The sequence below is a fragment of the Microbacterium sp. genome, from assembly GCF_051953575.1.
Lineage (GTDB): Bacteria > Actinomycetota > Actinomycetes > Actinomycetales > Microbacteriaceae > Microbacterium.
The window spans coordinates 1-26,524 of the sequence record NZ_JBQCIP010000311.1 but is presented as its reverse complement, the minus strand read 5'-3'; the positions used below and the strand labels follow the sequence as shown (position 1 = coordinate 26,524).

Genomic DNA, 26,524 nt, shown 5'->3' with positions numbered 1-26,524 from the left:
CGGCGCAGAAGGGACCGGCCCCGGTCGAGGAGCATCTCGACGACGAGGGCAAGCACGTCCCGGTCGCGACGGTCTACTAGGAGGAGTCGGAAAGATGGATCTCGCAGTTCTCTGGTTCGGTATCGTCGCCTTCTTCTTCGTCGGCTACTTCGTCCTCGACGGGTTCGACTTCGGCGTCGGCATGGCGCTGCCGTTCCTCGGCAAGGACGACGTGGACCGCCGCGTCATGATCAACACCATCGGCCCGGTCTGGGACCTCAACGAGACCTGGGTCATCGTCGCCGGCGCGTGCCTCTTCGCGGCGTTCCCCGAGTGGTACGCGACGCTGTTCAGCGGGTTCTACCTCGCCCTGCTGCTGATCCTCCTCGCGCTCATCCTGCGCGGCGTCTCGTTCGAGTACCGGCACCAGCGCGACTCCCTGCGCTGGAAGCGGGGCTTCGACACGATGATCGTCGTCGGCTCGGCCGTTCCCGCGTTCCTCTGGGGTGTGGCGGTGGCGAACATCGTGCAGGGCGTGCCGATCGACGCCTCGCACGAGTTCACGGGCTCGCTCCTGACGCTCCTCAACCCGTACGGCCTGCTGGGCGGGCTGACGACCCTGCTGCTGTTCTTCACCCACGGCGTGTACTTCGTCGCTCTGAAGACCGACGGGCAGGTCGCCGTCGACGCGCGCTCGCTCGCGGGTCGCGCCGGCCTCTTGACCATCGTCGTGGCGGCGGCGTTCCTCGTGTGGACGGTCGTCATGGCGTTCGCCCAGGGGCGCGACTTCGCACCGGTGACGGCGGTCCTGTCGATCGTCGCCGCGGTCCTCCTCATCGCCTCGTGGATCTCGAACGCCCGAAGCCGTGAGGGCTGGGCCTTCGGATTCGGCGCCGTGACGATCGTGACCGCGGTGCTCGCGGTGTGGTTCGCGCTGTTCCCGTACGTGATGCCGTCGACGACCGACCCGGCCTACAGCCTCACGATCGAGAACGCATCGAGCACGGACTACACGCTGACGATCATGTCGTGGGCGGCGCTCATCTTCCTTCCGCTCGTCCTCGCCTACCAGGGCTGGACGTACTGGGTGTTCCGCAAGCGCGTGACGCGCTCGCACATCGAGTCCGCCGCCGCGGCACCCGCCCACTGACGGAGCACGTCGGTCGTTGAGCGATCCAGGCAGCACAGCTGAGCCCCGCGTCCGCACGAGCGTGCCGCGGGGCAAGGCCGAGGCGCCCCAGGCGCCCGTCGACCCTCGACTGCTGCGGTACGCGAAGGCCTCACGCGGCTTCTTCGTCGCCATCGCGCTCGTCGCGCTCGCGCAGACCGCGGTGATCGTGGCGTTCGCGTGGCTGCTCACGCGGGCGATCACCGAGGCGATCGACGGGATGCCGCTGCCCGAGCTCGCCCCGACGCTCGCGTGGCTCGCGGTCGTGGTCGCCGTGCGAGCGGTGCTGATGTGGGCCCGCGAGGCCGTCGCGACGCGTGCCGCCGCCCGGGTCCAGACGCAGCTGCGCACCGCCCTGGTCGCCGCGGTCGGCACGCTCGGACCGGAGTGGCTCGCGGCGCGCGGCTCTGCGGCTCTCGCCGTCACCGCCGGTCGCGGGCTCGACGCGCTGGAGGCGTATTTCGGCCGTTACCTGCCGCAGCTGGTGCAGACCGTCGTCGCGACGCCCCTGATCCTGGCGGTCATGTGGTGGCAGGACTGGCTCTCGGGCCTCACCGTCCTGCTCACGCTCCCCCTCATCCCGATCTTCATGGTGCTGATCGGACTGGCCACGCGCTCCGTGCAGCAGCGGCAGTGGCAGACGCTGCAGCATCTCGCCTCGCGCTTCGCCGACACCGTGCAGGGCCTCTCGACGCTCAAGGTGTTCGGGCGCCAGCATCGGGCGGCGGCATCCGTCGAACGCGTCACCGACGACTACCGCCGCGAGACGATGCGCGTGCTGCGGGTGTCGTTCCTGTCGGGCTTCGCGCTGGAGTTCCTGGCGTCGATCTCGGTCGCGATCGTCGCAGTGTCCATCGGGTTCCGCCTCATCGACGGTGCGCTCACCCTGGCGGTCGGCCTGTTCGTGCTGCTGCTGGCGCCCGAGGCGTACCTGCCGCTGCGCCAGGTCGGCGTGCAGTTCCACGCGGCCTCCGAGGGCGTCGCCGCGACCGAGGACGTGTTCGCGGTGCTGGATGCGGCACGCGCCACGCCGCCGCTCACCGAGCAGGCCCGGGGCGAGCGGCGCGCAGCACCCGAGCCGGCGAACGACCTCGTGGTCCGAGAGCTGCGCGTGCACCGCGGCGAGCGGATGCTGCCTCCCGTCGCCTTCACGGCTGCTCCGGGCACCGTGACCCTCTTGGAGGGACCCAGCGGCGCCGGCAAGTCCAGCGTGTTCGCCGCCCTTCGGGGGGCGGCGCCCTTCGACGGCGTCGCGGAGCTCGGCGGCACCGACGTGCGCACGCTGGCGCCCTCGACGTGGCTGGCGTGGGCCGGCCAGCGGCCGGGCCTGCTCGCGGGCAGCATCGCCGCCAATGTCGCGCTCGGCGACCCGGCGCCGGATCCCGCGATCGTGCGTCGCGCGCTCGCCCTCGCCTGCGCGGAGTCCCTCGACCCCGCGTCCGAGCTCGGCGTGCAGGGAGCCGGGCTCTCGGGCGGCCAGGCGCAGCGCGTCGCCGTGGCCCGCGCGCTCTACCGCCACCTGCGCGGCTCCGCGCCCGTCGTCGCCCTCGACGAGCCGAGCTCGGCGCTGGATCCCGCGACCGAGGCTCGGCTGTGGCGCGGCATCCGATCGCTCGCCGACGAGGGCGCGACCGTGCTGCTGATCTCGCACCGCACCACGGCGCGGGCCATCGCCGATGCCGTCGTGCGGCTCGACGCGGCGGAGGTGCCCGCATGACCTCGGCGAACGCGGTGCTGCGGGGCGCGATGCCCCCGGCCCGCCGCTTCTGGTGGGCGCTGGCCGCCGGCTTCGCCTCCGAGGCGTCGGCGGTCGCCCTGCTCGCCGTGAGCGCCTGGCTCATCGTCCGCGCGAGCGAGCAGCCACCGGTGCTGTACCTGTCGGCGGCGGTCGTCGGCGTGCGGTTCTTCGCGATCTCTCGCGCGACGTTCCGCTACCTCGAACGGCTGACCGGCCACGACGCGGCCCTGCGCCAGCTCGCGGCGACCCGCGCCGATCTCGTGCGTCGCCTGATCCCGCTCGCCCCCGACGGGCTCGCGCGCACGCGGCGCGGCTCGGTGCTGGGCGCGCTGGTCGACGACGTCGACGAGCTGCAGAACCTGCCCCTGCGCGTGGTGCAGCCGCTGGCGTCGTCGGCGCTCGTCGCCGTCGGCGCCGTCGTGCTCGTCGCCTTCGTGTGGTGGCCCGCCGCGCTGACGCTCCTGGCCTGCCTGCTCGTGGCGGCAGGGGTCGCCACGCTCTGGGGCTGGCTGTCGGGCGCCCGCGCCGAACGTGCGATCGCGCCCCTCCGTGCCGAGCTGGCTGACGCCGTGCTCGACCACCTCGGCAGCCTCGACGTGCTGGTCGCCTACGGCGCCGAGGAGCAGAGCCGCGAGCGCATCGCGCGGGCCGATGCCGCACTGCGTCGCGCCGTCGTCCGCCGCGCCGGCGCCCAGGCGGGCACCGCGGCCCTCGTGTCGCTGCTCGCGGGCGCCGCCTCGATCGCCGCCGTGCTGGCCGCCGCACCCGGCACCGCATCCGGAGCGCTCACCGGCCCCGGACTCGCGGTCGCCGTCCTCGTGCCGATGGCAGTGTTCGAGGTCTTCTCGGCCGTCCCCCTGGCCGCATCCGCGTGGCGCGGCGTGCGTGCGTCGGCGGAACGGATCGCGGATGCCGTCCCGGCAGCGCCGCCCGCCGAAGTGCCGGCCGAGACCAGGCCGGTCACCGGTGGGGCCCCGCCGCTCGGCGACGGCATCCGCCTGCGCGGCGCCGACGTCCGCTGGCCCGGCACCGACGCGTCGGCGCTGCGCGGCGTGGACCTGGCCGTCCGTCCCGGTGAGCGGGTGCTCGTGGTCGGATCCAGCGGAGCCGGCAAGACGACCCTCGCCCACGCGCTGGTGCGCTTCCTCGAGACCGATGGCACGTACGACATCGGCGGGCGCTCGGTGCACGACCTCGCCCCCGACGACGTGCGGCTCACGGTCGGGCTGTGCGAGCAGCATCCCATGCTCTTCGACGAGGACATCCGGCAGAATCTGCTCTTCGCCCGCGACACCGCGACGGACGCCGACCTCGAGGCCGCGCTGGACCGTGTGGGCCTGGGCGAGTGGGTCCGCGGCCGCGGCGGACTCGGTGCCCGCGTGGGGGAACGCGGCGCCCTCGTCTCGGGCGGCCAGGCGCAGCGGATCGCGCTGGCGCGGGCGCTGCTGCGCGGCTTCCCCGTGCTGGTGCTCGACGAGCCGACGGCCGGTGTCGACCCCGAGGCCTCCGACCTGCTGCTCGCCGACCTGCTCGGTGCCGTGCCCGACGATCGGGCCGTCGTGCTGATCTCGCACGTGACGGTGCCCGACGGTCTCGTCGACCGCGTCGTGCAGATCGACGACGGCCGCGTGCTGTCCGCTTGACCGGGGCTGCAGACACCTAGGCTCGGACCGTGACCGACGGCATCCGCAATCCGTTCGAAGGCCTCGACGCGCAGCTGAAGCGTGCCGACCGGTTCCGCGACAGCGTCGACCCGGTGGCGGCCGTCGCCGCGTACCGCACGTTCATCGACTTCTTCCGGCCGCGCCTGCCCGAACTGCGCGCGGCGGCGGGGCTGCCGGCCGAGCCCGGCACGCGTGCCGACGGCAAGGCGATCGCGGCGGACGACGGCGCGCGGGTCGACCCGTCCTCGCTCGGGCTGTACACGTTCTGGAACGCACCGATCGACACCGCGCCGCCGCTCGTGCAGGCGTGCATCGCCGAGCTGACGCGCCTGCACGCGGACCAGCCGCATCCTCTCACGGTGCTCGACGGCGACTCGGCGCGCGACCTGGTGGAGATCCCCGACGCCGTGGCGAGGGCCCTCGAGAAGGACCACCCGGCGCACTTCTCGGACTACGTGAGGATCAGCGTGCTCGACCGGCACGGCGGCGTATGGGCCGACGCGACGTGCTGGGCGCCCGCGCCCCTGCCGACCGCGGTCGCGCCGCTGCTCACCGCCGGCGCGCTGTACCCGCGGTGGACGCGACGCCAGATCGGCAACTGGTTCATCGCCGCCGTGGCCGGCACCCCTCTCATCCGCCTGCAGCGACTGGCGCTGCAGGCGTGGTGGGAGTCCGGCGGCGGCATCCCCGACTACTTCCTGTACCACCGCATCTTCGAGGTGCTGTACGACCTCGTGCCCGAGTTCCACGGACAGTGGCTGGCCGCTCCGACGCTCTCGGCGGGCGCCAGCCACCTGCTGCAGCTGGGAATGATGCAGCCGTGGGATGCCGAAGCCATGCGCTTCGTGGCCGGCACCTCCATCGTGCAGAAGCTCAGCTACAAGTACGACACCGTGCCGCCGGGATCGGTGCTCGACCGGCTCGTGTCGGGAGCCGACCTGCTGTCACACTGACCGCGGCCGAGGACCAGCGGTGGCGGCCTCGGCCACGGCGGTGATCCGACGTGCCATGCCGGCGAAGATGAACCCGTGGAACGGCAGGACGGCCAGCCAGTACAGGCGTCCGGCGAGACCGCGCGGGAAGAACACGGCGCGCTGGTCGTAGCGCGACCCGCCGAGGTCGGGGTCGGCGGCGGCGCGCAGCTCGAGCCAGGCGAGCCCCGGCACCTTCATCTCGGCCCGCAGGCGCAGCATGCGCCCCGGCTCCAGTGCCTCCACGCGCCAGAAGTCGAGCGCATCGCCGACGGCGAGCCGCCCTCGGCTGCGGCGGCCGCGGGCCAGTCCTATTCCGCCGACCAGCCGGTCCATCCAGCCCCGCACCGCCCACAGCAGCGGCGACGAGTACCAGCCGTTCTCACCGCCGATCCCCACGATCACCTGCCAGAGCGCCTCGGCGGAGGCCGAGGTGTGCGCGGAGCGGGTGTCGGTGAAGACCACCCGCCCCGCCCAGTCCGGGTCGCTCGGCAGCGGGTCGCTCGGCGCACCCAGCACCGGGGCGTCCTGCCAGCTGGTCTCGATGTCGTCGGCCTCGACGCGACGCAGCGCCAGCCGCACGGCGGCGCGGTACGGCAGGAGCCCGCCCTCGGGCGGCGGGATGAGCGCGTCGACATCGTGCTCCTTGACCACGCACTCGTTCTGCAGCGACTCGACGAGCGGCCGTGCGAGCGACCGCGGGATGGGCGTCACGAGGTTGACCCAGTGCGACGCGAGCCGCGGGGTGAGCACGGGAAGCGCGGCGATCGGACGCTGCCGCAGGCCCGCCTCGACCGCGTAGCCGTTCATCATCTGGCCGTAACGGAGCACGTCGGGCCCGCCGATGTCGACCGCGCGATTGACGTCGGCGGGCACGCGAGCCGCACCCAGCAGGTAGTGGAGCACATCGCGCACGGCGATCGGCTGGATGCGGTTACGGACCCACTTCGGGGCCGGCATGTACGGCAGGACCTCGGTGAGGTGCCGCACCATCTCGAACGAGGCGGAGCCCGATCCGATGACCACGCCCGCCTGCAGCACGAGCGTCGGCACGCCGCTGTCGAGAAGCGTCCGGCCCACCTCGACGCGCGAGCGCAGGTGCGGCGACAGGCGCACGCCATCGGGGTGCAGTCCGCCGAGGTACACGATGCGCCCCACCGAGGCGGCGGCAGCGGCCTCGGCGACCGTCCGGGCGGCGCGGGCATCCGCGTCGCGGAAGTCCTTGCCGCCCGACATCGAGTGGACGAGGTAGTAGAGCACGTCGACGTCGCGCACGGACTCGCGCACCGATGCCGCGTCGACGGCGTCGCCCGGCACGACCTCGACCTCGCCGCCCCACGGGAAGGCGGCTGCGCGGGCAGGGTCGCGCACCAGCACGCGCACGACATACCCCGCCGCGAGCAGCCGCGGCACGAGGCGGCCGCCGATGTAGCCTGTCGCGCCGAGCACGAGGGCGCGCGGGGCGCTGCCGTCCGGGCGCGGCACGGCGGCGAGCGCGGGCTCACGACCGGTCGGTGCCGACACATCCTCCACAGGGGCAGACTACGTCGCGGGTCCGACGTCCGCACCCGCGGCGCGCGTCAGAGGCGCTTGGCGAAGACGGCCGCCCCCTCGGGCGAGGGCAGTGCGTCGAACCCCACCCGGGGGTAGAAGGCGACCGCGCCGGCGTTGTCGGCGGCCGCGACCAGGTGCAGCCCCGGGACCCCCGCCTCGCGCAGGGCCTGCTCGAGCGTCTCGATGAGGCGTCGTCCGAGACCCTGACCCTGGGTCTCGGGCAGCAGGTCGATGTGCAGGTGCGCGGGGTACTCGTCGCCGAACGGCTGCGAGCCGCCGCGCCGCGCGTAGGCGTACCGCACGAGGCCGTCCTGGCGCGAGGCGCTGACCGGCAGCGGCTCGCCCTCGGGCTTCGGCCAGCGCTCGTGGAACCGCGGCCACCACTCGTGCGCGAACCAGTCCTCGAAGGCCGCCGAGTCGGGGGCGCTCACGATGTAGCCGATGACACGGCCGTCGTCGCTCTCGACCACGAAGGCGAACTCGGGGTGGCGTGCGACGTACGGCAGCACGAAGATCTCGCCCCAGAGGTCGTCGTCGTCGAGCAGGCCCGTGGCATCCGCTCCCGCGTCGGCGGTCTTGAGGCAGATGTCGGAGAGCGCCGGCTCGTCGCCAGGACGGAAGGGACGGATGCGGGTCACCCCGTGAGTCTAGGGCGGTGCTGCGGCGCGGGCGTCGGTGCAGGTCTCGCCCGAGCGTGCCGCTCACGCCCCGACGAAGCGCACCGACGAAGGGTCCACGGCGAGCGTGAGCGTCGCGCCGGGCTCGATTCCGGCCGCGCGGCTCGCCGGCAGGTCGACGGCCACGTCGGGCTCGGCGGTGCGCACGCGCACGCCGGCGGGAGTCTGCTCCAGCCGCACGACCCGGGCGCGCCACTCCCCCGGGCCGTGGGGCGGACCGTCGAGGATCCGCACCTCGCCTGGCCCGAAGACGGCCGCCGTCTCACCGGACGCGTGATCCGTGGATGCCGCCGCCTGCGGGAGCACGAGGGCTCCGGCACGCCAGGCCGAGGCATCCTGGCGTCCGACGACGCGATTGAGCCCGGCGACCGCCGCGACGAACCGGGTGGCGGGCGATGCGAGCACGTCGCGCACCGGGCCGGACTGCGTGACCCGTCCGTCTTCGAGCACCACGAGACGGTGCGCCAGGGCGACGGCGTCGACGGCGTCGTGCGTCGCGACGATCGCGGTCGTGCGGGTCTCGGCGAGCTGCCGGTGCAGGAGCCCCCGGACGTCCCCCGCGGTCTCGGTGTCGAGCGAGGTGAGAGGCTCGTCGAGCAGGATCGCCGCGGGTGTCGTGGCCAGCGCGCGTGCGAGCGCGACACGCTGCTGCTGACCGCCCGACAGCTTCGCGGGGCGGCGTCCGCCGTGATCGTGCAGGCCGACGCGTCTCAGCCATTCCGCGGCGCCCGACGCGGCCTCCGCCTTCGTGCTGCCGTGCACGTGCAGGCCGAACGCGACGTTCTCGAGTGCGGTGAGGTGCGGGAACAGCCGCGGGTCCTGGCCGAGCAGCACGACCCCGCGCGCCGACGGCGGCGTGCGGCGCGCCGGCCCGTCATCGAGCGTCCGCCCGTGCAGCCTCACGGTCCCGTCGTCGAACGCGGCGAGCCCGGCGAGCACGCCGAGCAGCGTCGACTTGCCCGCACCGCTCGGCCCCATGAGCGCCACGACCTCCCCGGCGGGCACCCGCAGCCCGGCATCGAGCACGAACCCGGCGCGCCGCGCGACGATCCGGGCCTCCAGCCCGTCGGTGAGCGCCGGCGTGACGGCATCCGCGGAGCTCATCGCGGCGTCTCCACCCGCCAGGCGCGCACGAGGAGAAGCACGCCCACCGCCGTGACGAGCAGCAGCAGCGACAGCGCGACGGCGGTGCCCTGCGAGACTCCCGCGCCGTTGAAGGCCGTGTAGATCGCGAGCGGCATGGTCTGCGTGACCCCCGGCGCGTTGCCGGCGAACAGCGCGGTGGCGCCGAACTCCCCGATCGCCCGCGCGAAGCACAGCACGATGCCGGCGACCAGTCCGGGCGCGGCCAGCGGGAGCGTCACGCGGGCGAGGATCGTCCAGCGTCCGGCGCCGAGCCCCGCGGCGGCCTGCTCGTACCCCGTCCCGGTGGCGCGCAGCGAGCCCTCCAGCGCGAGGACGAGGAACGGCAGCGCCACGAACGTCTGGGCGAGCACCACGGCCGTCGTCGTGAAGGGGATGCGGATGCCCCACTCGGCGAGCGCACCGCCCACCCAGCTCGTTCGGCCGAACAGGAACAGCATCGCGACGCCGCCGACCATCGGCGGGAGCACGAGCGGCACGGTGACGAGCGCACGCAGGACCCCCGCGGTCCGTTCGCCGCTGCGGGCGATGAGCAGCGCGAGCGGCACGCCCAGCACGGCGCACGCCGCGGTCGCGATCGCCCCGGTCAGCAGCGACAGTCCGAGGGCGGCGAGCGCCTGCGGCGAGGTGACATCGGTCCACAGCGTCGACCACTCCACGCGCAGCACCAGCGCGCCGAGCGGCAGGATCAGCAGCCCGAGGCCCAGCACGGCGGGCACGACGAGCACGCGGGGGACGAAGCCCGTCCGCTCGGTGCGCGCGGCGACGCCGGTCACGGCGCCCCGAAGCCGAACGACGCGAGCACCTCCTGGCCCTTCGCGCCGAGGACGAAGTCCACGAACGCGGCGGCGGCCTCGGCGTTCGCCGCCCCGCGCAGCGCGACGACCGGGTAGCGGTTGACGACGGCCGCGGCGCCGTCGACCTCGAGCGTGTCGACGGCGTCGGTGGTGGCGGCATCCGTCACGTAGACGAGTCCGGCGTCGGCCTCGCCGGCGGCGACCTTCGTGAGCACCGCGGTCACGTTCTGCTCGTAGCTGTCGACGCTCGCGGTCACATCCGCGTTCGAGAGGAGTGCGGCGGATGCCGCACCGCACGGCACCTCGGCGGCACAGAGCACCACCGTCAGCCCGGGATCCGCGAGGTCGTCGAGACCGCCGACGCCCGCCGGGTTGCCTGCCGGAACGACGAGCACGAGCGTGTTGCTCGCGAACAGCTCCGGCCCGCTCGCGAGGCCCGCGTCGACGACCTTCTGCATGTTCTTCTCGTCCGCCGAGGCGAAGACGTCGGCGGGGGCTCCCTCGACGATCTGCGTCGCCAGCGTGGACGACCCGTCGTAGGTGTTGGGCTGCACGTGGAGCGCGGGATGCTGCTGCTCGAAGTCGGTCGCGAGCTCGTCGAACGCGCCCTTGAGCGACGCCGCCGCGTACACCGTCAGCCGGCCGGTGAGCTCCGGGCCCGGGGCTTCTGCCGCCGCCGTCGCGGCGGGGTCCTGGTCGGCCGCCGCGGCGCATCCGGTCAGGCCGAGGACGAGCCCGGCGAGGAGCGCGGTCGTGCGGACGAGCGAGGAACGGCGCATGTCAGACCCTCGGCGCCTCGACGATGACGGTGGTGGCCTTGACGACGGCGACCGCGAGCGAGCCGGGCTCGAGGCCGAGCTCGCGCACCGCCTCCGACGACATGAGCGACACGACGCGATGCGGCCCGGACTGGATGTCGACCTGCGCCATCACCCCGTCCACCTGGACGCGCGTCACGAGCCCGACGAACCGGTTGCGCGCACTCGACAGCGCGTCCGCCGGGTCGGCGGGGGCTTCTGCGAGCTCCACCGCACGCGCGGCGAGGGCGTCGCCCGGGATCTCGGTCGGCGAGGCGCCCGTCGTGGGCAGCCCACCGGCGTCCACCCACCTGCGCACCGTGTCGTCACTCACGCCGAGCAGCCGTGCGGCCTCGGAGATCTTGTAACTCGTCACGGCGCCAACCTAGCACCCGCAGGTGCGGAGCATGTGGCTGATTTTCTCCGCAGATGCGTGTTTCGTGCAGAGGGCACGTCGCGCGCACCGGCCCGACCGGTGCGCGCACTGGCTAGCCTGTCGGCATGGCCTTTCCTCCGCTCGTGGAACCGGTCGGCGCCCTCGGCGACGCCGAGCAGACCCGCACGGCACGGCACCGCGTGCTCGCCGGATTCGGCGACATCGCCCAGCGCCGTCTCGCCGCCGCGCACGTCGCCGTCGTAGGCGCCGGCGGGCTGGGCTCCCCCGCGGTGCTGGCGCTGGCGGCGGCAGGCGTCGGCACGCTGACGGTCATCGACGACGACGAGGTCGAGGCATCCAATCTGCAGCGCCAGGTGATGCACCGCGTCATCGACGTGGGCGCGCCCAAGGTCGACTCGGCGGTGCGGATCGGCGCGGAGCTGTCGCCGACGACGGTCGTCCGCCCCGTGCGGGCGCTGCTCACACCCGCCAACGCGCGCGAGCTGCTGGCGGGCGCGGATGTCGTGATCGACGGCACCGACACGTTCCCGACACGCGAGGCGGTGGCCGCCGCCTGCGAGGAGCTCGGCGTGCCGCTCGTGTGGGGCGTCGTGCAGGAGTTCCACGCGCAGGCGACGGTGTTCTGGTCGGCGCCTCCCGCCGGCACCGCGCCGCTGCGGCTCGCGGACCTGTACCCGCCGGATGCCGCCGCCGATGCTCCCACGTGCGCTCAGGTGGGCGTGCTCGGCGCGCTGTGCCTGCAGGTCGGGTCGCTCCTCGCGACCGAGGCGATCAAGCTCGTCACCGGCGTGGGCGAACCCCTCTTCGGGCGGGTGCTCGTGATCGACGCGCTCCGCGGGCGCACCGTCGAAGTCCCCCTGCGGCCCGCGGCCGCGGCAGAAGCGGTGGCCCAGGCGCAGCCGGCGGCTCCCCCGACGGCGCCGGTCCCCCAGCTGACGCCCGAGCAGACGCTGGCCGCGCAGCGCGACGGGGCGCTCCTGCTCGACGTGCGCGAGCCGGCAGAGACGGCGCGCGGCGTGATCCCCGGTTCGGTCCTCGTGCCGCTCGGCGATCTGCTCGCCGATCCGGCGCGCGTCGGCGCCCCACGGGTGGTCGTGGTGTGCCAGGTCGGCATGCGCGCGCAGCGCGCGGCCCGGGCCCTGCGCGAGGCCGGGGTCGAGGCATCCGTCCTCGCCGGCGGTCTGGACGCCTGGACGCGCGCGACGGTCCCGGCATGAGCGGGCTCCGCACCGTCGAGGAGCACCTGGCCGACGTGCTGGCCGCGGTCGTTCCGCTCGGCACGGAGCGCGTCGCGCTGATCGACGCGCACGGTCGCACGCTGCGCGAGCCGGTGCGCGCGACGGTCGACATCCCGGTGTTCGACAACTCCGCGATGGACGGGTTCGCGGTGCGTTTCGCCGATGTGAGGGATGCCGCCGCCGACGCCCCCGCCGTGCTGCGGGTGGTCGCCGACCTGCCGGCGGGGACCGACGCCGACCCGGCGCTGGGCGCGGGCGAGGCCGCGCGCATCATGACCGGGTCGCCTGTTCCGGCCGACGCCGACGCCATCGTGCCGTTCGAAGACACCGAGGGCGGGCTCGCGGACTCGCTCGGCGAGGTGCGCGTCGTCCGTGCACCCCACGGGCCCGGCGTGCACATCCGCCGTGCCGGCGAGGACGCCCGCGTGGGCGCCGAGGTGCTGCCCGCCGGCGTCGTGCTCGGCCCGCTCCAGGCGGCCGCTGCCGCCGCGGCCGGCGTCGCCGAGGTGGTGGTGGCGCGGCATCCGCGGGTCGCCGTGGTCTCGACGGGAAGCGAGCTCGTGGCGCCGGGCGAGCCCCTGCGGCGCGGACAGATCCCCGAATCCAACAGCGTGCTGCTGGCCGGGCTCGCTGCCGACGCCGGAGCCGTGGTCGTCCGCCGCGACACCGTCGCGGACGAACCGGCCCTGCTCGACGCACTGCTCGCCGAGGTGACCGCACCGGAGGGCGGCGCGGCGGACGTCGTGGTCTTCTCGGGCGGCGTCAGCGCCGGAGCGTACGAGGTGGTCAAGACGACGCTCGCCCGCACGATGTCGTTCACGAAGCTCGCGATGCAGCCGGGCAAGCCGCAGGGGTTCGGCCGGCTGCCCTCGGGCGTGCTGCTGTTCGGCCTGCCCGGCAACCCGGTGAGCGCCGCGGTGTCGTTCGAGGTGTTCGTGCGGCCCGCGCTGCTGCGCCTGCAGGGGCGCACCGCGCCCGACCGGCGCGTGCTGTCGCTGCCGGCGGCGGCCGGCTGGCGTACCCCACCGGGGCGCCGTCAGTACCTCCCCGCCACGATCGACCGCACGGACCCGCGCGCCTGGCGCGTGCGCCCCGCCACCTCCGGCGGGTCGCATCTCGCCGGCGGACTCGGCCGTGCCGAGGCGTACGCGATCGTCCCTGCCGAGGTGGATGCCGTCGGCGAGGGCGACCTCGTCGATGTCATGCTGATCTCATGACCTCCGACGACCCGAACGCCGGGACCGCCTTCACGCATCTCGACGCCGCCGGCCACGCGCGAATGGTGGACGTGACGCTCAAGCAGCCCACGGTGCGCTCGGCGACGGCGCGCGGGTTCGTCCGGTGTGCGCCGCACGTCGTCGCCGCCCTCCGCGACGGCGCCGTGCCGAAGGGCGACGTGCTCGCCGTCGCGCGGATCGCCGGCATCCAGGCTGCCAAGCGCACCCCCGAGCTGCTGCCCCTCGCGCATGTGATCGGCGTGCACGGCGCCGCCGTGGACCTGACGATCGAGGACGACGGGGTCGCCGTCGAGGCCACCGTGCGCACCGCCGACCGCACCGGCGTCGAGATGGAGGCGCTCACCGCCGTCTCGGTGGCCGCCCTCGCGGTGGTCGACATGGTGAAGGGTCTCGACAAGGGCACCTCGATCGAGCACGTCCGCATCGTCGCGAAGACGGGCGGCAAGAGCGGCGACTGGGCCCGGCCCGACGAACCCGGCGGCAGCCGGCCGTGACGACCCTCGGCGCCATCCTGCTCGCCGGGGGCCGCGCGTCACGGGTGGACGGCGCCGCCAAGCCGCTGTTCGACGTCGGCGGGCGCACGCTGCTCGCCGCCGCGACGCAGGCCGCCGCAGACGCCGGAGCCCGTCCGGTCACCGTCGTCGCCCCCGTCCTGGATGAGACCCTGCCCGTGGTGTGGGTTCGCGAGGACCCGCCGTTCTCGGGCCCTGCGGCGGCGACCCTCGCGGCTCTCGCGACGTGGCCGGCCGCCGACGACCCGGACTGGACGCTGCTGCTCGCCTGCGACCTGCCCGCCATCGACGCGGCGGTGCGCCGGCTCGTCGCCGACATCGTGCTCCTGCCCTCCGATGCCGACGGGCTGTGCCTGGGCGATGCGTCGAGCCGGCCGCAGTGGCTCGTCGGCGTCTACCGCACCCGTGCGCTGCGGCAGGCGGCATCCGCTCTGCCGAACCGCGGTGCGGACGCCTCGATGCGCGCGCTCCTCGCCGACCTCGCGATCACCGTGGCCTCGGTGCCGGGCGACCTGACCCGCGACGTCGACACGTGGGAGGATCTCGAAGAGGCCCGCGCCCGCGCCGATGCCTCTGCAGCGCACCCGGATCCCGCCAGTGAGGAGCTCTCATGAGCGACCAGTCCCGCACCCTCCCGCCCGAGGCCCTCGACGACTGGGCCGCGGCACTGCGCGAGCGCCTGGGGCTCTCGCCCGACGACGTGCCGGTCGCCGCGGTGCTCGAGCTCACCAAGGTCGTGGCCAACAGCGTGGCCCGGCCCGCCGCGCCGCTCGGAGCCTTCGCGGCCGGACTCGCCGCGGGGCGCGCCGGCACCGATCCCGCGGAGGTTTTGGCCGCGCTGCGCGAGGTGGCCGACCTCGCCGAGGGGTGGGAGCAGTAGTGGCCGTCGTCCGCTACTTCGCCGCCGCGCAGGAGGCCACCGGCCTCGACACCGAGCGCCGCGACGAGACGACCCTGGGGGCGCTCCGCCAGGCGGTGACGGCCGCGTATCCGGCCCTCGGCGGCATCCTCCCCCGCTGCGCCGTCCTCGTGGCCGGCTCACGCGTGGCCGATGACACGCCACTCGGCGCCGACGAGGTCGTCGACGTGCTGCCGCCTTTCGCCGGCGGCTGATCCCCCTCCGGCGAGCGTCAGCCGCCGAGCCCGAGCCACGTCGCGGTGCCGTCGGACTCGAGCTGGCGCTTCCAGACCGGCAGCCCGGTCTTGATCGTCTCGATGAGCGTGCGGCACACCTCGAACGCCTCGGCGCGGTGTGCGGAGGCGACCGCGATCACGACCGCCGCATCGCCCACGGCGAGCGTGCCGACGCGATGCGACACCGCCACGATCGCACCGGTCTGGCCGACCGCCTCGGCCGCCAGCCGCGCCAGCGCGGTGGGCGCATCGGGGTGCGCCGAGTATTCGAGCGCGACGACCGCGGCGGCGGCATCCGGATCATGGTCGCGCACGCGTCCGACGAACGTCGTGACGGCACCCATGCGCGGGTCGTCGACGGCGCGCAGGTGGGTGTCGAGGTCGAGCGGCTCGGCGCTGATCGCCGCGAGCCGCACCGCGTCGGCCGTGGTCTCCGCACCCGGCATCAGTGGTCCCCTCCGCCGAGCTGGTCGACCACATGGCGTGCGACCGACAGCACAACCGGCATCCCCGAGGCCACACCGGACGGTGAACCCGGCAGGTTGACGACGAGCACGCCGTGCGGGTCGACCACGCCGGCGATCCCGCGCGTGAGCATGCCGGCGGGCTTCTCGAGGGCGCCACGGCGACGCAGCTCCTCGGCGATCCCCGGCACCTGGCGCGTCACCACGCGTGCCGTGCCCTCGGGCGTCTGATCCCGCGGCGAGACCCCGGTGCCGCCCGTCGTGATCACGAGGCCGACGCCGGTGAGGACGAGGGCGGCGAGGGCCCTCTCGACGCTGTCGGCGCCGTCCGGCACCACGATCGCGTCGCCGCACTCGAACCCGGCCTCCCGCAGCGCGGCGACGGCGACGGGGCCGCTCGCGTCCTCGCGGGCGCCCTCCGCCGCGCGGTCCGACACGGTCACGACGGCGGCTCGGGTCATGTGCCCAGCCTAGACAGGAACGGATGCCGCGACACGGCCCTCACGCCGTCGGGGGCTCCCGGCGCTCCAGCCGCACGACGACCGACTTGGACGTCGGCGTGCCCGACACGTCGGCGACGGAGTCCAGCGGGACGAGCACGTTGGTCTCGGGGTAGTACGCGGCCGCGTTGCCGCGGGGCGTCGAGTACGCGACGACGCGGAACTCCGGCGCCCTCCGCTCCTCGACCGTGCCGTCGGGCCGGTTCCACTCCGACACGAGGTCGACGATGTCGCCCTCGGCGACGCCGAGCGCCACGATGTCGAGCGCGTTCACGAGCACCACGCGGCGGCCGCCGTGGATGCCCCGGTAACGATCGTCCTTGCCGTAGATCGTGGTGTTGTACTGGTCATGCGACCGCAGCGTCTGCAGCAGCAGACGGCCCTCGGGGATCGTGGGGTACTCCAACGGGTTCGCGGTGAACCGGGCGCGCCCGTCGGCGGTGGCGAAGCGACGCGCGTCGCGTGGGCCGTTCGGCAGGTGGAGCGTGCGGCCCTTGTCGATGCGCTGCTCGTAGTCGTCGAAACCGGGGATCACCCGCTCGATGTGCGCGCGGATGAGCGCGTAGTCGGCTTCCAGGGCGCCCCAGTCGGCGTGGGGGACGTTGCGCGGATGCCGAACCCCTGCGGGGTCGGGCCGCTCCGCCTCCGCGGCGCCGTGCTCGGGAAGGGCGTGGTCGGAGTCCACCACGGGGGCCTCCGGTGGACGGGCTGCGGCATTCCCCTCCCCGAAGACCAGCGCGCACAGCCGGGCCACGATGGCGACCTCGCTGAGCAGCTCCTCGGACGGCGGCGCCAGCCTGCCGCGCGACGCGTGGACGGCGCCCATCGAGTCCTCGACGGTGACGCGCTGCTCGCGCAGGGATCCGTCCGCACCTGCCCTGCGGTCGCGGTCGGTGCGCCCGAGCGTCGGCAGGATGAGCGCGCGCCGGCCCGTCACCACGTGGGAGCGGTTGAGCTTGGTCGACACGTGAACCGTGAGTCCGACCTTCGCCATGCCCGCCTCGACCACCGCGGTGTCGGGCGTCGCCGACACGAAGTTGCCGCCCATGCCGAGGAAGACCCGCACACGCCCGTCGCGCATCGCCCGGATGGCCTCGACGGTGTCGTAGCCGTGGGCGCGCGGTGCCGCGAACGCGAACTCGCGATCCAGTGCCGACAGGAACGCCTCGGACGGCTTCTCGTAGATGCCGACCGTGCGGTCGCCCTGCACGTTCGAGTGCCCGCGCACCGGGCACACGCCCGCGCCCGGCCGCCCGATGTCGCCCCGCAGCAGCAGCACGTTCACGACGTCCCGCAGCGTCGCGACGGAGTGCTTGTGCTGCGTGAGCCCCATCGCCCAGCACACGATGGTGGCCTTCGAGATGCGGACCGCCTCGCCGACGCGGCGCAGGGCGTCTTCGGGGATGCCGGTGGCGGCCACCAGCTCGGGCCACTGCGCATCCCGCATCGCGTCGCGGTACGCGTCGAAGCCGCTCGTGTGCGCCGCGATGAACTCGTGGTCGAGCACGCCCCCGTCGCGCTCCTCGGCTTCGAGCAGGTGCTTGCCGATCGCCTGGAACAGCGCCTGGTCTCCGCCCAGGCGGATCTGCACGAAGCCGTCGGCCAGCTGCGTCCCGCCGAACGCGACGCCGCGGACCGTCTGCGGGTTCTCGAAGCGGAGCAGCCCCGCCTCGGGCAGCGGGTTCACGGCGATGATCGTGGCGCCGCGCTGCTTGGCCTTCTCGAGGGCCGACAGCATGCGCGGATGGTTGGTGCCAGGATTCTGCCCGGCGACGATGAGCAGGTCCGCCTGGTGGATGTCGTCGATCGACACCGTGCCCTTGCCGATCCCGATCGTCTCGGTGAGGGCAGAGCCCGACGACTCGTGGCACATGTTCGAGCAGTCGGGGAGGTTGTTCGTCCCCAGCCCGCGCACGAGCAGCTGGTAGAGGAACGCGGCCTCGTTCGACGTGCGGCCCGACGTGTAGAACACCGCCTCGTCCGGGTCGTCGAGACCGCGCAGCTCGTCGGCGACGAGCTCGAGCGCCTCGTCCCATTCGACCGGACGGTAGTGGGTCGCCCCCGCTTCGAGCAGCATCGGATGCGTCAGCCGCCCTTGCTGGCCGAGCCACCAGTCGTCGTGCGCGCGCAGCTCGTCGATCGAGCGCGCGGCGAAGAACTCCGGACCGACGCGGCGAAGCGTCGCCTCCTCGGCGACGGCCTTGGCCCCGTTCTCGCAGAACTCGGCGACATGCCGCTTGTCCTCCTCCGGCCACGCGCAGCCAGGGCAGTCGAATCCGTCCTTCTGGTTGACGCGCAGCAGCGTCTGCACCGACCGCGTGACGCCCATCTGCTCGTTCGCGATCTGCAGCGCGTGCAGCACGGCGGGCACGCCCACCGCGACCTTCTTGGGTCGCGTCACGTGCACGAGGGATTCGTCGATGTCGGCTGCCGGGGGCTTCGTCGCCATACCGAAAGGCTAACCGCGCACCGTCGCGCCGCGCACCGCGCGACGCGGCGGTCGACGGTTCACCCGCTCCACCACAGCCGGGCAGTGCCCCTGAGGTCCTCCAGCAGCACGGCACCATGACTCGGCGCCGACAGCGAGAGGCGGGAATCGGCGGAGGCGGCACGGTTGTCACCCATGACCCAGACCGTGCCGTCGGGCACCTCGACGCGGAACGGGACGTCGCCTCCCGGACGGCTGCCGCCCGCGTAGGCCTCGTCGGTCGGCACCCCGTTGACGATGAGCCGGCCTCCGCCCGCCTCGCAGCACACGACGATGTCGCCGGCGACGCCGACGACGCGTTTGACGAGAGTCGACCCGGGGGTCCCCGACCATCCGTCGCGGTCGACGAGCAGCACGATGTCTCCACGGGAGGGCGTGCTCCAGCGGTCGAAGACGACGTGGTCGCCGCCGCGGAGGGTCGGCGTCATCGAGTCGTTGCGCACGGTTGCGACGCCGAACGCGCCGACGACGAGGGCCGCCGCGACGGCGGGGATCACCACGGCCGTGGCAGCGGCGAGAGCGCGCCGTCGGCGCCGCCGCGTCGGGGGCGCCGCGACGTCGCCCCTGCTGTCCCGCCGTGTCGCCGTGGCCGCGCTGCTCACGGCGCCTCGGCGAGGAGCTCGGTCATCGCGGTGATCTCGCGGTCCTGCTCGACGAGCACGTGCTTCGCGGACGTGCGCACGTACGCGTTGGATCCGCCGCGCACCGCCGCCTCGGCCATCTCAAGCGCGCCTTCGTGGTGCGCGATCATCAGTTCGAGGAACATGCGGTCGGCTGCCGGGCCCTCGGCGGCATCCAGGGCCTCCAGCTGGGCCGCGGTCGCCATCCCCTTCATCTGCGCGTGCGGGTGATCCCCGCATGCGGGGGCCACCGCGGAGCCCGGCGCGATGGCATCAGCACCGTGACCGCCCGCGTGCGCACCATGACCGGATGCGGTCGTGGTCTCGGCCGGAACGGCCTGCCGCCATGCCTGCTGCCACGCGCGCATCGTCTCGATCTCGGTCGTCTGGTCGGCGACGATGAACTCCGCCAGTGCCCGGGTGCGCTCACGCACGCCCGTCGCGCCGAGCACCAGGCCGCTGAGCTCGAGCGCCTGCTCGTGATGCGGGATCATGCCCTCGATGTAGCACTGGTCCTCGGCCGTCGGGAAGGCCGTCCCTGCGGCATCCATCTGCACTCCCGACGCCTGAGGCTGCGACGGCGGAGTCGTCGTCAGGCCGAGCACGACGACGGTGACACCGAGCGCCGCCGTCGAGAGGGCGAGGACGACGCCGAGTGCGGCGATGCGACTGCGCATGAGGAGTCCCTTTCGGAGAGGATGCCGCGAACCCGCGTTCCGCGGGGTCCGCTGCGTGCGCGCCACGGGGCGACGCGCGAGTGTGCGCGCCGCCCCGCGGTCGGTCAGGCGTGTGCCGTCACGCTCCGCTGGCGCCGCAGGTACCACGAGGTGCCCGCGAGGCCGGCTCCGGCGACGAGGAGCACGAGCCCCGACAGAGCCCAGCGGTTGGCGTCGGTCCCCGTCGAGGCGAGGGCCCCGAGGATCGCGGACGGTGACGCGGAGGCCACCGTGAAGGTGCCCTGCGCGACCGCCGACGACGTCTGCCCGGTGAGCACGAGCGTGTGCTCGCCGGCGGGCGTGTCCGACGGCACGAGGAACTGCACGTCGACGCTGCCCTCGGAGTCTGCGACGAAGGTGCCGACATCGACGGGGTCGGAGTGCATCACGGCGCTCACGGTCTCGCCCGGCGCGAACCCGCCCGCCGATGCCGTCAGCGACGCACCGGGAGCGACCTCGGACTGGCCGAACGTCACCGCCGCGGCGGGCGCGTTGCCGTTCCCGTTGCCGTTCCCGTTCCCGTTCCCGTTGCCGTTCCCGTTCCCGTTCCCGTTCCCGTTGCCATTGCCGTTCCCGTTGCCGTTCCCGGGGGTCGTCGGCGTCGTCGTCGGGGTCGGCTCGCCCGTCGGCTCGGTGGTCGGCGTGGGCGACGCTGTCGGCGTCGGGGTGATGTTCGGGTTCGGCACCCCGCGCATGTCGCCGTTGACCCACTTGCGGCCCTCGGGGATGTTGGGGTTCTGGGCGGCGAAGTCGCGGGGATAGAGCGTGAATCCCTGCCAGTGGATCGGCATGGGGCTCTGGTCCTCGTCGCGGTTGATGTGGTGGAACCCGACGTTCACCCACGCCACCGGGTCGTCGAGCGTCTCGCCGTCCGCGATGTAGTCGGTGACCATCTGACCCGCCTTCGACGGGATCAGGTTGTGGCTGGCGTGGATCTCGTCCGACTTCGCCGACGTGAACGCGATGTCGAAGTCGGTCTCGGGGTTCAGGTTGTACGCCTGGTCCCGCGGGACGATGATCTCGTACGAACGCGCGTGACCGTCCGCGTTGAGGCTGTCGGGGTTCACGACCCGGTAGGCCTCGCGGTTGGATCCGAGGGTCTTCGTCTCGGTTCCGATCTGCGTCAGCTGCGTCTCGAGGATCGCGGTGTGACCCGTGTCGCCGGTCGTGCCGTAGTCCCCGGTGGGGGTGGTCGCGAACTTCTCGACGACCTGCTTCGCCCCCGAGTCGATGCCGAAGTCCACCCGCCAGAAGGCCGAGTGGTAGTGGTTCACCGCGAAGTCCTCCTGGCCCGGCGCGATCGGCCAGCCCTGGTTCACGACGTTGACGTAGTCGTTGGGCGACAGGTCGCCCGTGGCGCCCAGACGCACCGAGATCTCGCCGTCGTCGTGGAAGCGGTACTCGGTCTGGTACTCGTACCAGCCGATGCGCGACACGGTGTGCAGCACGAGGTCGGTGCCCTGTGCGGCATACAGCGCGTCGTTCGAGATGTTCGAGCGGTATGCGAGACCCGAGTCCTCCTCGCCGATGCAGACGGCCGGGATGTCGCCGCGCGTGGCGTCGACCCATGCCGTGCGCACCTCGCCGATGGGGCAGTCGACCGCGGCGATCGCCTGCAGCCGGCGTCCGCCGACCTGATACGTCGTGACGTCGTTGTACTCCGTGGCGCCTGTGTCGTACGGGACGTTGAGCTGGGCGAGCGCGATCGAGTCGAGCACGAGGATCGGCGCGGCGTCGTCGCGCGGCTGATAGGCCACCTTGTCGAGCACGAGGCCGCGGTAGGTGTCGAGGCGCCAGCACATCTGCCAGCTCGAGCCGGCCTCGAGCGTCTTCGAGACGAGCGAGTCGCCGGAGCAGGATGCCTCGGTGACGGTCTGCGCCGAGGCGGCCACCGGCGCAGACAGCACGAGACCGCCGGCGAGCAGGGCCATCGCGGTGCCTGCGCCGAGGAGCCGGCGGAGGGGGGTTCGTTTCATCGGGAGTGTCTCCGTGATCATGAGATGGACAGGACGGCGCGCGTCGACAGGTTGACGACGTAGGTGCTGGTGGTGAGGAAGGCGCCGCCGTCGACCTGCGCGAGCAGCTGCACGCAGCGATCGACACCGCACGATTCGGCGCCGAAGGAGCCGGCATCCGTCGTGAAGGAGTGGGCGGTGAGAAGGACCTCGGCCGAGGCCGGTGTCAGGACGGAGCCGCCGGTGAGCGCCGCGAACTCGTCGACGACGGGCTGCGCCGTGTCGGAGTCCAGCAGCAGCTCCCACGCCAGCGACGTCTCGGCGTCGGTCGGTGCGGGCTGCGTGCCCGAGGCACGCTCGACGGCCTCGACGGCCCCGGTCGTGACGTCGACGATCATGCTGACGGTCTCATTGGTGGCGTAGTCGTAGTAGAGCGACAGCAGGCGACGGTGCCCGTCGGCGTAGGCCTGCGGGTCGGCGACATCGGTCGAGAGGAACTGCAGGCCGGGCTCGCCGAACACGTCCCGTCCGGCCGCGAACGCGGCATCCTGCGCACCGAGGAAGCGCACGTACTCGACCTCGGCCCCTGTCAGTCCGTCGTACGCGGCGGCCACCGTCACCGGCTTCGGGACGTCTGCCGCCTTCTCGGGAGCGTCCTCGTCGCTGCTGTCGGCGGCGATGGGCGTGGAAGCGGTCGACTCGGGCGACGAGGTCGCCTGGACGGCTGTCTGCGTCGCGAACACCAGCGCGACGACGGCAGCCGCGGCGGCGACCGCGGAGCCCATTCCGAGAGTACGAGGGGTGAGCAGGCGCGCCCATCGGGAGGGATGCCGCGAAGGAGGCGGCGGGTCCCCCTGCGGCGTGAGCTGTTGTTCGGTCACGGAAGTCCTTTCGCTGACGTGGACGCGGCTCGCACCCGCGTTCGGGGCCGATTCTTCGCCGCGGCGGTTTCGCCTCCGTGTGGGGTGGCGAACGCCGATCGAAATCCTCGTGAGACGACCGGGTCTGCTCGCGGCGGACTCGTCTCACGACGCGACACAGGGACGAAACACGCACCGGCGTTTCGCGCAACGCCGCGCGTGTAGCGTCGCGGCCAGCCGCACGATGGCCGGCCCGAGAGCGAGGAGGATGCATGGGCACCGCACTCGCAGACGCGATCGAGCGGGCGCGCCCGCGCAGCGACCTCGGCGCCCGCTCCCCGTTCGCGGGGCTCCACCGCCGCCACGCCCGCACGGTGGACGTGGTGGCGCAGTCGGTGGCCGCCACCGCCCCGGCCGGGGTGCTCCTGGTGCACCCCGCTGCCGCCTACGCCCGCAGCGGCTCGTTCGCGTTCCTCGACATCGCGATCACGATCACCCTGGTCGTCGGGGTCGCGCTCGTGATCGGCATGTTCGCGCGCCGGATCGCCAGCACCGGCTCGCTGTACACGTTCGCCGCGCGCGGCCTCGGGCCGCATGCCGGGCTCGTGACAGGCGCCGCGCTGGGCATCGGCTACCTGTCGGTCGCCGTCAACACCCTCGCATCGGGCTCGGCGCGCATCGCGAGCCTGCTGGGCGGCGACGAGGCGCCGCCCTGGCTCGTGATCGCACTCGTCGTCGGGTTCGGTGCGGTCATCGCGATCGTCGTCGCACGCGGGCTGCGCATGTCCACGCGCATCCTTTTCGTGCTGGAGGCGATCGCCGTCGTGACGGTGCTGGCACTGTCGATCACCGCGCTCAGCCTCACCAGATGGGACGTCGCTCTGCTCGTCCCCCGGGCGGCCGACTTCTCGCTCGACGCGATCATCACCGGCGTCGCATTCGCGCTGATCGGCTTCGTCGGCTTCGAGAGCGGGGCCGCACTGGGGCCCGAGACGCGGCGCCCCTTCGCCGCGGTTCCCCGGGCGCTCATGGTGAGCGTCGGTGCGACGAGCGTCGTCATGCTCATGGGCACGGCGGCGCAGCTGTCGATCGTCGCGGACCGCCCGGGTGCGGCATCCCTCTCCGCCGTCACCGGGCTGTCCCGCCTCACAGACCTGATCGTCGCGATGTCGTTCCTCGCGTGCGCCCTGGCGATGACCAACGCGGCCACGAGGCTCGCCTTCGCGATGAGTCGCGAGGGACTCCTTCCCTCCGCTTTCGGCCGGGTGTCGCGGCGAGGGGTCCCGGCCGCCGCGGGCATGATCCTTGCGGCCGCGGTCACGGCGGCGCCGGTCGCGGTCCTGATGTGCGGCGGGAGCCGGCAGGACGTGCGCGTCGTCACCTCACCCGCCTCGATCCTCGGGTTCGTGCTCGCGTACGCCCTGGTGTGCGCGGCGGCGCCCGTCTTCCTCGGGCGGATCGGCGAGCTGACGACACGAGGCGCGCTGCTGTGCGTCGTGCCGCTGGGCGGTCTGCTGTGCATCCTCGGCTTCTATCTGGCCGCGACGGTGCGCGACAACCTGCCCGGGCTCCTGTGGGCGACAGGCATCCTGGCCGCCGTGGTCGCTGCCGGCGCCGTGCGCGTCGCCCGTCATCCCGGCGTGGGCGAACGCATCGGCGTGCACGATTGGCCGACCGATGCGGACTGCTTGGACGGGCCGGATCGGTCGTGAGCGGCGCGGGCATCGTGGGCGACATGCGACTGCCCGAGAAGGGCCTGGGACTGGCCCTGGAGATCCTCGAGCAGGTGGCGCGTGACGATCGCGGTGCGTCGGCGGCCGACATCGCCCGTGCGGTCGGCGCACCCCGCGCGACGGTGTACCGCGTGGTCAACGCCCTCGTACGCGACGAGTACCTGGTGCGCCGCTCGGACTTCTCGGGATTCCTCCTCGGCACGCGCGTCCTCGAGCTGGCCGCGGTCGTGGGAGCACGCACGCGTCCGGCCCACGCGGACGTGGTGGATCGGCTCCGCGCCCAGACCGGAGAGGCGGTGCACCTGTTCGCCTTCCACAGCACCGGGCTGCTGGTGCTGGACGAGGATGCCGCTCGCCCGCTGTCGGACCGCCAGGCGCTGCTGGCCGACCCGACGCGATCGGCGATCGGCCACCTGTGGCTCGTCGCCCATCCGGATCGGACGATGCCGCAGGCCCCCGCCTGGCTGAGGACTGTCCCGGCCGCCGACGTGCGGCCGATCCACGAGGCGTACGCCGTCCGCGGATACACCGAACAGGTGGCGCTGCTCTCCGCCGATCGCGGATGCCTCGCGGTGCCGATACACGACGACGCCGCGCGCCCGGTCGGGGCCGTCACCCTGTCGACCTCGATCGCCGGTCTGTCGGTCGCGGCGCGCCACGTCGGAGCGCTCCGCGAGGCGGCACGCGCGCTGGCGCCGCTCGGTACCCTCAGCGGGTGGTGACGTGCCCCGTCACGGGGCGAGCAGACCGTCCAGAGTGACCGCATCCGCCCGCTCGCGCTCGAGCACCGCCTCTGCCGACGCCCGCACGTCCGGGTGCGGGTGGCCGTCGAGGATCAGGGTCACGAGGGCCACCATGCCCGCATTCTGGTCGCGCACGATCTCGGCGTAGCGGCGCTCCGCGTCGGGCGACGACGCGTCGACCAGCCCCTGCTCGGCCGACCAGCTCGGCATGCCCGGCATCTGGGCGTGGTCCGAGCCGTGACCGCCGCACGGTCCGTCCGTCGGCGGCTCGAGCGGACGCGCCGGCGCCCACGACACGTACCAGGCGCGCAGATCGTCGAGCTCGGCGACGTCGTCGGCGACCACGCGCTTCGCGAAGGCCTCGGCGTCGGCCGCCACGCTGTCCTTGCGCAGCAGCGTCTGGGCGAGCTCCTGCTCTTTGACCCGGTAGTAGATCATCGCCTCGACGTAGCAGTAGTCGTCCGCGGCGACGGTGTCGTCCATCGCGGCCGGGGACGAGGATGCCGTCGCGCCGCCCGCGCCCGCTGACGGACGCGCGCTGGGCACGGCCTCGGCCGGCGAGGACTCGCCGACGGGCACGCCGAGCACGGCGAGCGTCGCCCCCGCGGTGGCCGCCAGGACGGCCGCCACCAGCACGGCGACGGTCTTCGGTCTGCGCACGCGAAGGCCTTCCGGGATCGAGGACGTCGATCCACGGGGCGGGGAACGGGGTCAGCGCCTGCCGGTGCCGAAGATCCCGCGGATCACTCCCCCGAGGATAGTCTGCGTCGACTTGGAGTTCAGGATCTGCTCGATGGGCGACTTCTGCGAGCTGCGCGACGTCCGGGTCGTGCCCGCGGTCTTCTTGAGCAGGCGCTCGTACTCCTGCTGCGCCTTCTTCTCCGCCGCAGCGGCCGCCTTGTCGGCGGCGGCCTGCTGCTTGTCGATGGCGGCCTTCTGCTTGGCGTACTCGGCGTCGGCCTTGGCCTTGGCCAGTGCCGCGTCCTCGGCCGCCGCCGCGTCGTCGGCGGCCTTCATCTTGGCGGTGAGGATTTCCCGCGCCGACTCCCGGTCGATGGGGGTGCCGTACTTGGCCAGCAGCGGCGACGCCTTCACGGCGGCCTCGATCGCGGGGTCGGGCGTCGGCGACATGAGCCCCTGCGGCGCCCGCAGCCGCGTCCACGCGACGGGGGTGGGCGCCCCCTTCTCGCTCATCACCGTGACGATCGCCTCACCGGTGCCGAGCTCCTGCAGGACGCGCTCCAGGTCGTAGCCGGACCTCGGATACGTGCCGACGGTGGCGCGCAGCGCCTTGGCGTCATCCGGCGTGAAGGCGCGCAGCGCATGCTGCACCCGCGAGCCGAGCTGGGCGAGCACGTCCGACGGCACGTCCTTCGGGGTCTGCGTGACGAAGAAGACGCCCACGCCCTTCGAGCGGATGAGCCGCACGGTCTGCGTG

27 protein-coding genes are annotated in these 26,524 nt (G+C 73.5%); 12 read left to right on the top strand and 15 right to left on the bottom strand.

Features of this window, described 5'->3' with window-relative positions; genetic code table 11:
* Positions 1-94 precede the first annotated feature (94 nt).
* The 4 genes from cydB to ACTHNQ_RS19945 all read left to right on the top strand — a co-directional run bounded on the left by cydB (position 95) and on the right by ACTHNQ_RS19945 (position 5,502).
* A complete protein-coding gene (gene cydB / locus ACTHNQ_RS19960) occupies positions 95-1,129 on the top strand; it encodes a cytochrome d ubiquinol oxidase subunit II (RefSeq protein WP_440335667.1) in 1,035 nt (344 codons plus the stop codon).
* A 61-nt stretch (positions 1,130-1,190) separates the two neighbouring features.
* Entirely contained in the window at positions 1,191-2,864 is a 1,674-nt protein-coding gene (gene cydD, locus ACTHNQ_RS19955; protein ID WP_440335668.1) for a thiol reductant ABC exporter subunit CydD, read from the top strand.
* The gene (gene cydC / locus ACTHNQ_RS19950; RefSeq protein ID WP_440335666.1) at positions 2,861-4,528 is read left to right on the top strand and encodes a thiol reductant ABC exporter subunit CydC; all 1,668 of its coding nucleotides are present in this window, start codon (positions 2,861-2,863) and stop codon (positions 4,526-4,528) included. The genes cydD and cydC overlap by 4 nt, the downstream gene beginning before the upstream one ends.
* A gap of 29 nt (positions 4,529-4,557) precedes the next feature.
* Positions 4,558-5,502 carry a capsular polysaccharide synthesis protein gene (locus tag ACTHNQ_RS19945; RefSeq protein ID WP_440335665.1) on the top strand — a complete coding sequence of 315 codons (945 nt, stop codon included), beginning with the start codon at positions 4,558-4,560 and terminating at the stop codon, positions 5,500-5,502.
* On the opposite strand, the gene ACTHNQ_RS19940 is transcribed toward ACTHNQ_RS19945, so the two are convergent.
* The 6 genes from ACTHNQ_RS19940 to ACTHNQ_RS19915 all read right to left on the bottom strand — a co-directional run bounded on the left by ACTHNQ_RS19940 (position 5,494) and on the right by ACTHNQ_RS19915 (position 10,864).
* Positions 5,494-7,053: an SDR family oxidoreductase gene (locus tag ACTHNQ_RS19940; RefSeq protein ID WP_440335664.1), complete on the bottom strand. Its 1,560-nt coding sequence runs from the start codon at positions 7,051-7,053 to the stop codon at positions 5,494-5,496. The genes ACTHNQ_RS19945 and ACTHNQ_RS19940 overlap by 9 nt on opposite strands.
* A 47-nt stretch (positions 7,054-7,100) precedes the next feature.
* A complete protein-coding gene (locus ACTHNQ_RS19935; RefSeq protein ID WP_440335663.1) occupies positions 7,101-7,712 on the bottom strand; it encodes a GNAT family N-acetyltransferase in 612 nt (203 codons plus the stop codon).
* Between the two features lie 63 nt (positions 7,713-7,775).
* A complete protein-coding gene (locus ACTHNQ_RS19930; protein WP_440335662.1) occupies positions 7,776-8,855 on the bottom strand; it encodes a sulfate/molybdate ABC transporter ATP-binding protein in 1,080 nt (359 codons plus the stop codon).
* The gene (locus ACTHNQ_RS19925) at positions 8,852-9,670 is read right to left on the bottom strand and encodes an ABC transporter permease (protein WP_440335661.1); all 819 of its coding nucleotides are present in this window, start codon (positions 9,668-9,670) and stop codon (positions 8,852-8,854) included. The genes ACTHNQ_RS19930 and ACTHNQ_RS19925 overlap by 4 nt, the downstream gene beginning before the upstream one ends.
* Positions 9,667-10,470 carry a molybdate ABC transporter substrate-binding protein gene (modA, locus tag ACTHNQ_RS19920; protein ID WP_440335660.1) on the bottom strand — a complete coding sequence of 268 codons (804 nt, stop codon included), beginning with the start codon at positions 10,468-10,470 and terminating at the stop codon, positions 9,667-9,669. The genes ACTHNQ_RS19925 and modA overlap by 4 nt, the downstream gene beginning before the upstream one ends.
* Before the next feature lies 1 nt (position 10,471).
* On the bottom strand, positions 10,472-10,864 hold the full coding sequence (locus ACTHNQ_RS19915) for a TOBE domain-containing protein (protein WP_440335659.1): 393 nt from the start codon (positions 10,862-10,864) through the stop codon (positions 10,472-10,474).
* A 125-nt stretch (positions 10,865-10,989) separates the two neighbouring features.
* Between ACTHNQ_RS19915 and ACTHNQ_RS19910 the strand changes: the two genes are divergently transcribed.
* From ACTHNQ_RS19910 to ACTHNQ_RS19885, 6 genes are read left to right on the top strand one after another with little or no spacing between them, the layout of a single operon-like run.
* Positions 10,990-12,102, top strand: a complete 1,113-nt coding sequence (locus ACTHNQ_RS19910) for a ThiF family adenylyltransferase (RefSeq protein ID WP_440335658.1) — start codon at positions 10,990-10,992, stop codon at positions 12,100-12,102.
* On the top strand, positions 12,099-13,340 hold the full coding sequence (locus ACTHNQ_RS19905; RefSeq protein WP_440335657.1) for a molybdopterin molybdotransferase MoeA: 1,242 nt from the start codon (positions 12,099-12,101) through the stop codon (positions 13,338-13,340). The genes ACTHNQ_RS19910 and ACTHNQ_RS19905 overlap by 4 nt, the downstream gene beginning before the upstream one ends.
* Positions 13,337-13,855 carry a cyclic pyranopterin monophosphate synthase MoaC gene (gene moaC / locus ACTHNQ_RS19900; RefSeq protein WP_440335656.1) on the top strand — a complete coding sequence of 173 codons (519 nt, stop codon included), beginning with the start codon at positions 13,337-13,339 and terminating at the stop codon, positions 13,853-13,855. The genes ACTHNQ_RS19905 and moaC overlap by 4 nt, the downstream gene beginning before the upstream one ends.
* Positions 13,852-14,487 (top strand): molybdenum cofactor guanylyltransferase, encoded by a 636-nt coding sequence (gene mobA, locus ACTHNQ_RS19895; RefSeq protein ID WP_440335655.1) that lies wholly within the window; start codon positions 13,852-13,854, stop codon positions 14,485-14,487. The genes moaC and mobA overlap by 4 nt, the downstream gene beginning before the upstream one ends.
* Positions 14,484-14,753: a DUF6457 domain-containing protein gene (locus ACTHNQ_RS19890; RefSeq protein WP_018172758.1), complete on the top strand. Its 270-nt coding sequence runs from the start codon at positions 14,484-14,486 to the stop codon at positions 14,751-14,753. The genes mobA and ACTHNQ_RS19890 overlap by 4 nt, the downstream gene beginning before the upstream one ends.
* On the top strand, positions 14,753-14,986 hold the full coding sequence (locus tag ACTHNQ_RS19885) for a MoaD/ThiS family protein (protein WP_440335654.1): 234 nt from the start codon (positions 14,753-14,755) through the stop codon (positions 14,984-14,986). Before ACTHNQ_RS19890 ends, ACTHNQ_RS19885 begins: the two co-directional genes overlap by 1 nt.
* Positions 14,987-15,003: 17 nt before the next feature.
* Here the strand turns inward: ACTHNQ_RS19885 and ACTHNQ_RS19880 are convergent, their stop codons facing one another.
* From ACTHNQ_RS19880 to ACTHNQ_RS19850, 7 genes are all read right to left on the bottom strand, one after another.
* A complete protein-coding gene (locus tag ACTHNQ_RS19880; protein ID WP_440335653.1) occupies positions 15,004-15,453 on the bottom strand; it encodes a molybdenum cofactor biosynthesis protein MoaE in 450 nt (149 codons plus the stop codon).
* Entirely contained in the window at positions 15,453-15,932 is a 480-nt protein-coding gene (locus tag ACTHNQ_RS19875) for a MogA/MoaB family molybdenum cofactor biosynthesis protein (RefSeq protein ID WP_440335652.1), read from the bottom strand. The genes ACTHNQ_RS19880 and ACTHNQ_RS19875 overlap by 1 nt, the downstream gene beginning before the upstream one ends.
* Positions 15,933-15,972: 40 nt before the next feature.
* Positions 15,973-18,420: an FdhF/YdeP family oxidoreductase gene (locus tag ACTHNQ_RS19870; RefSeq protein ID WP_440335651.1), complete on the bottom strand. Its 2,448-nt coding sequence runs from the start codon at positions 18,418-18,420 to the stop codon at positions 15,973-15,975.
* Between the two features lie 59 nt (positions 18,421-18,479).
* Entirely contained in the window at positions 18,480-19,061 is a 582-nt protein-coding gene (gene lepB / locus ACTHNQ_RS19865) for a signal peptidase I (RefSeq protein ID WP_440335650.1), read from the bottom strand.
* Positions 19,058-19,756 (bottom strand): DUF305 domain-containing protein, encoded by a 699-nt coding sequence (locus ACTHNQ_RS19860; RefSeq protein ID WP_440335649.1) that lies wholly within the window; start codon positions 19,754-19,756, stop codon positions 19,058-19,060. Before ACTHNQ_RS19860 ends, lepB begins: the two co-directional genes overlap by 4 nt.
* 104 nt (positions 19,757-19,860) lie before the next feature.
* Positions 19,861-21,771: a copper amine oxidase gene (locus tag ACTHNQ_RS19855; protein WP_440335648.1), complete on the bottom strand. Its 1,911-nt coding sequence runs from the start codon at positions 21,769-21,771 to the stop codon at positions 19,861-19,863.
* 17 nt (positions 21,772-21,788) lie between these two features.
* Positions 21,789-22,631: a hypothetical protein gene (locus ACTHNQ_RS19850; protein WP_440335647.1), complete on the bottom strand. Its 843-nt coding sequence runs from the start codon at positions 22,629-22,631 to the stop codon at positions 21,789-21,791.
* 251 nt (positions 22,632-22,882) lie between these two features.
* Here ACTHNQ_RS19850 and ACTHNQ_RS19845 point away from each other — a divergent pair, with 251 nt between their 5' ends.
* Entirely contained in the window at positions 22,883-24,322 is a 1,440-nt protein-coding gene (locus tag ACTHNQ_RS19845) for an APC family permease (protein WP_440335646.1), read from the top strand.
* The gene (locus ACTHNQ_RS19840; RefSeq protein WP_440335645.1) at positions 24,319-25,065 is read left to right on the top strand and encodes a helix-turn-helix domain-containing protein; all 747 of its coding nucleotides are present in this window, start codon (positions 24,319-24,321) and stop codon (positions 25,063-25,065) included. Before ACTHNQ_RS19845 ends, ACTHNQ_RS19840 begins: the two co-directional genes overlap by 4 nt.
* Positions 25,066-25,074: 9 nt before the next feature.
* Here the strand turns inward: ACTHNQ_RS19840 and ACTHNQ_RS19835 are convergent, their stop codons facing one another.
* Both ACTHNQ_RS19835 and ACTHNQ_RS19830 read right to left on the bottom strand, forming a co-directional pair.
* A complete protein-coding gene (locus ACTHNQ_RS19835; protein WP_440335644.1) occupies positions 25,075-25,746 on the bottom strand; it encodes a DUF305 domain-containing protein in 672 nt (223 codons plus the stop codon).
* Positions 25,747-25,797: 51 nt separating this feature from the next.
* Positions 25,798-26,524 (bottom strand): helicase HerA-like domain-containing protein (locus tag ACTHNQ_RS19830; protein WP_440335643.1); only part of this gene is annotated, 727 nt, incomplete at its 5' end.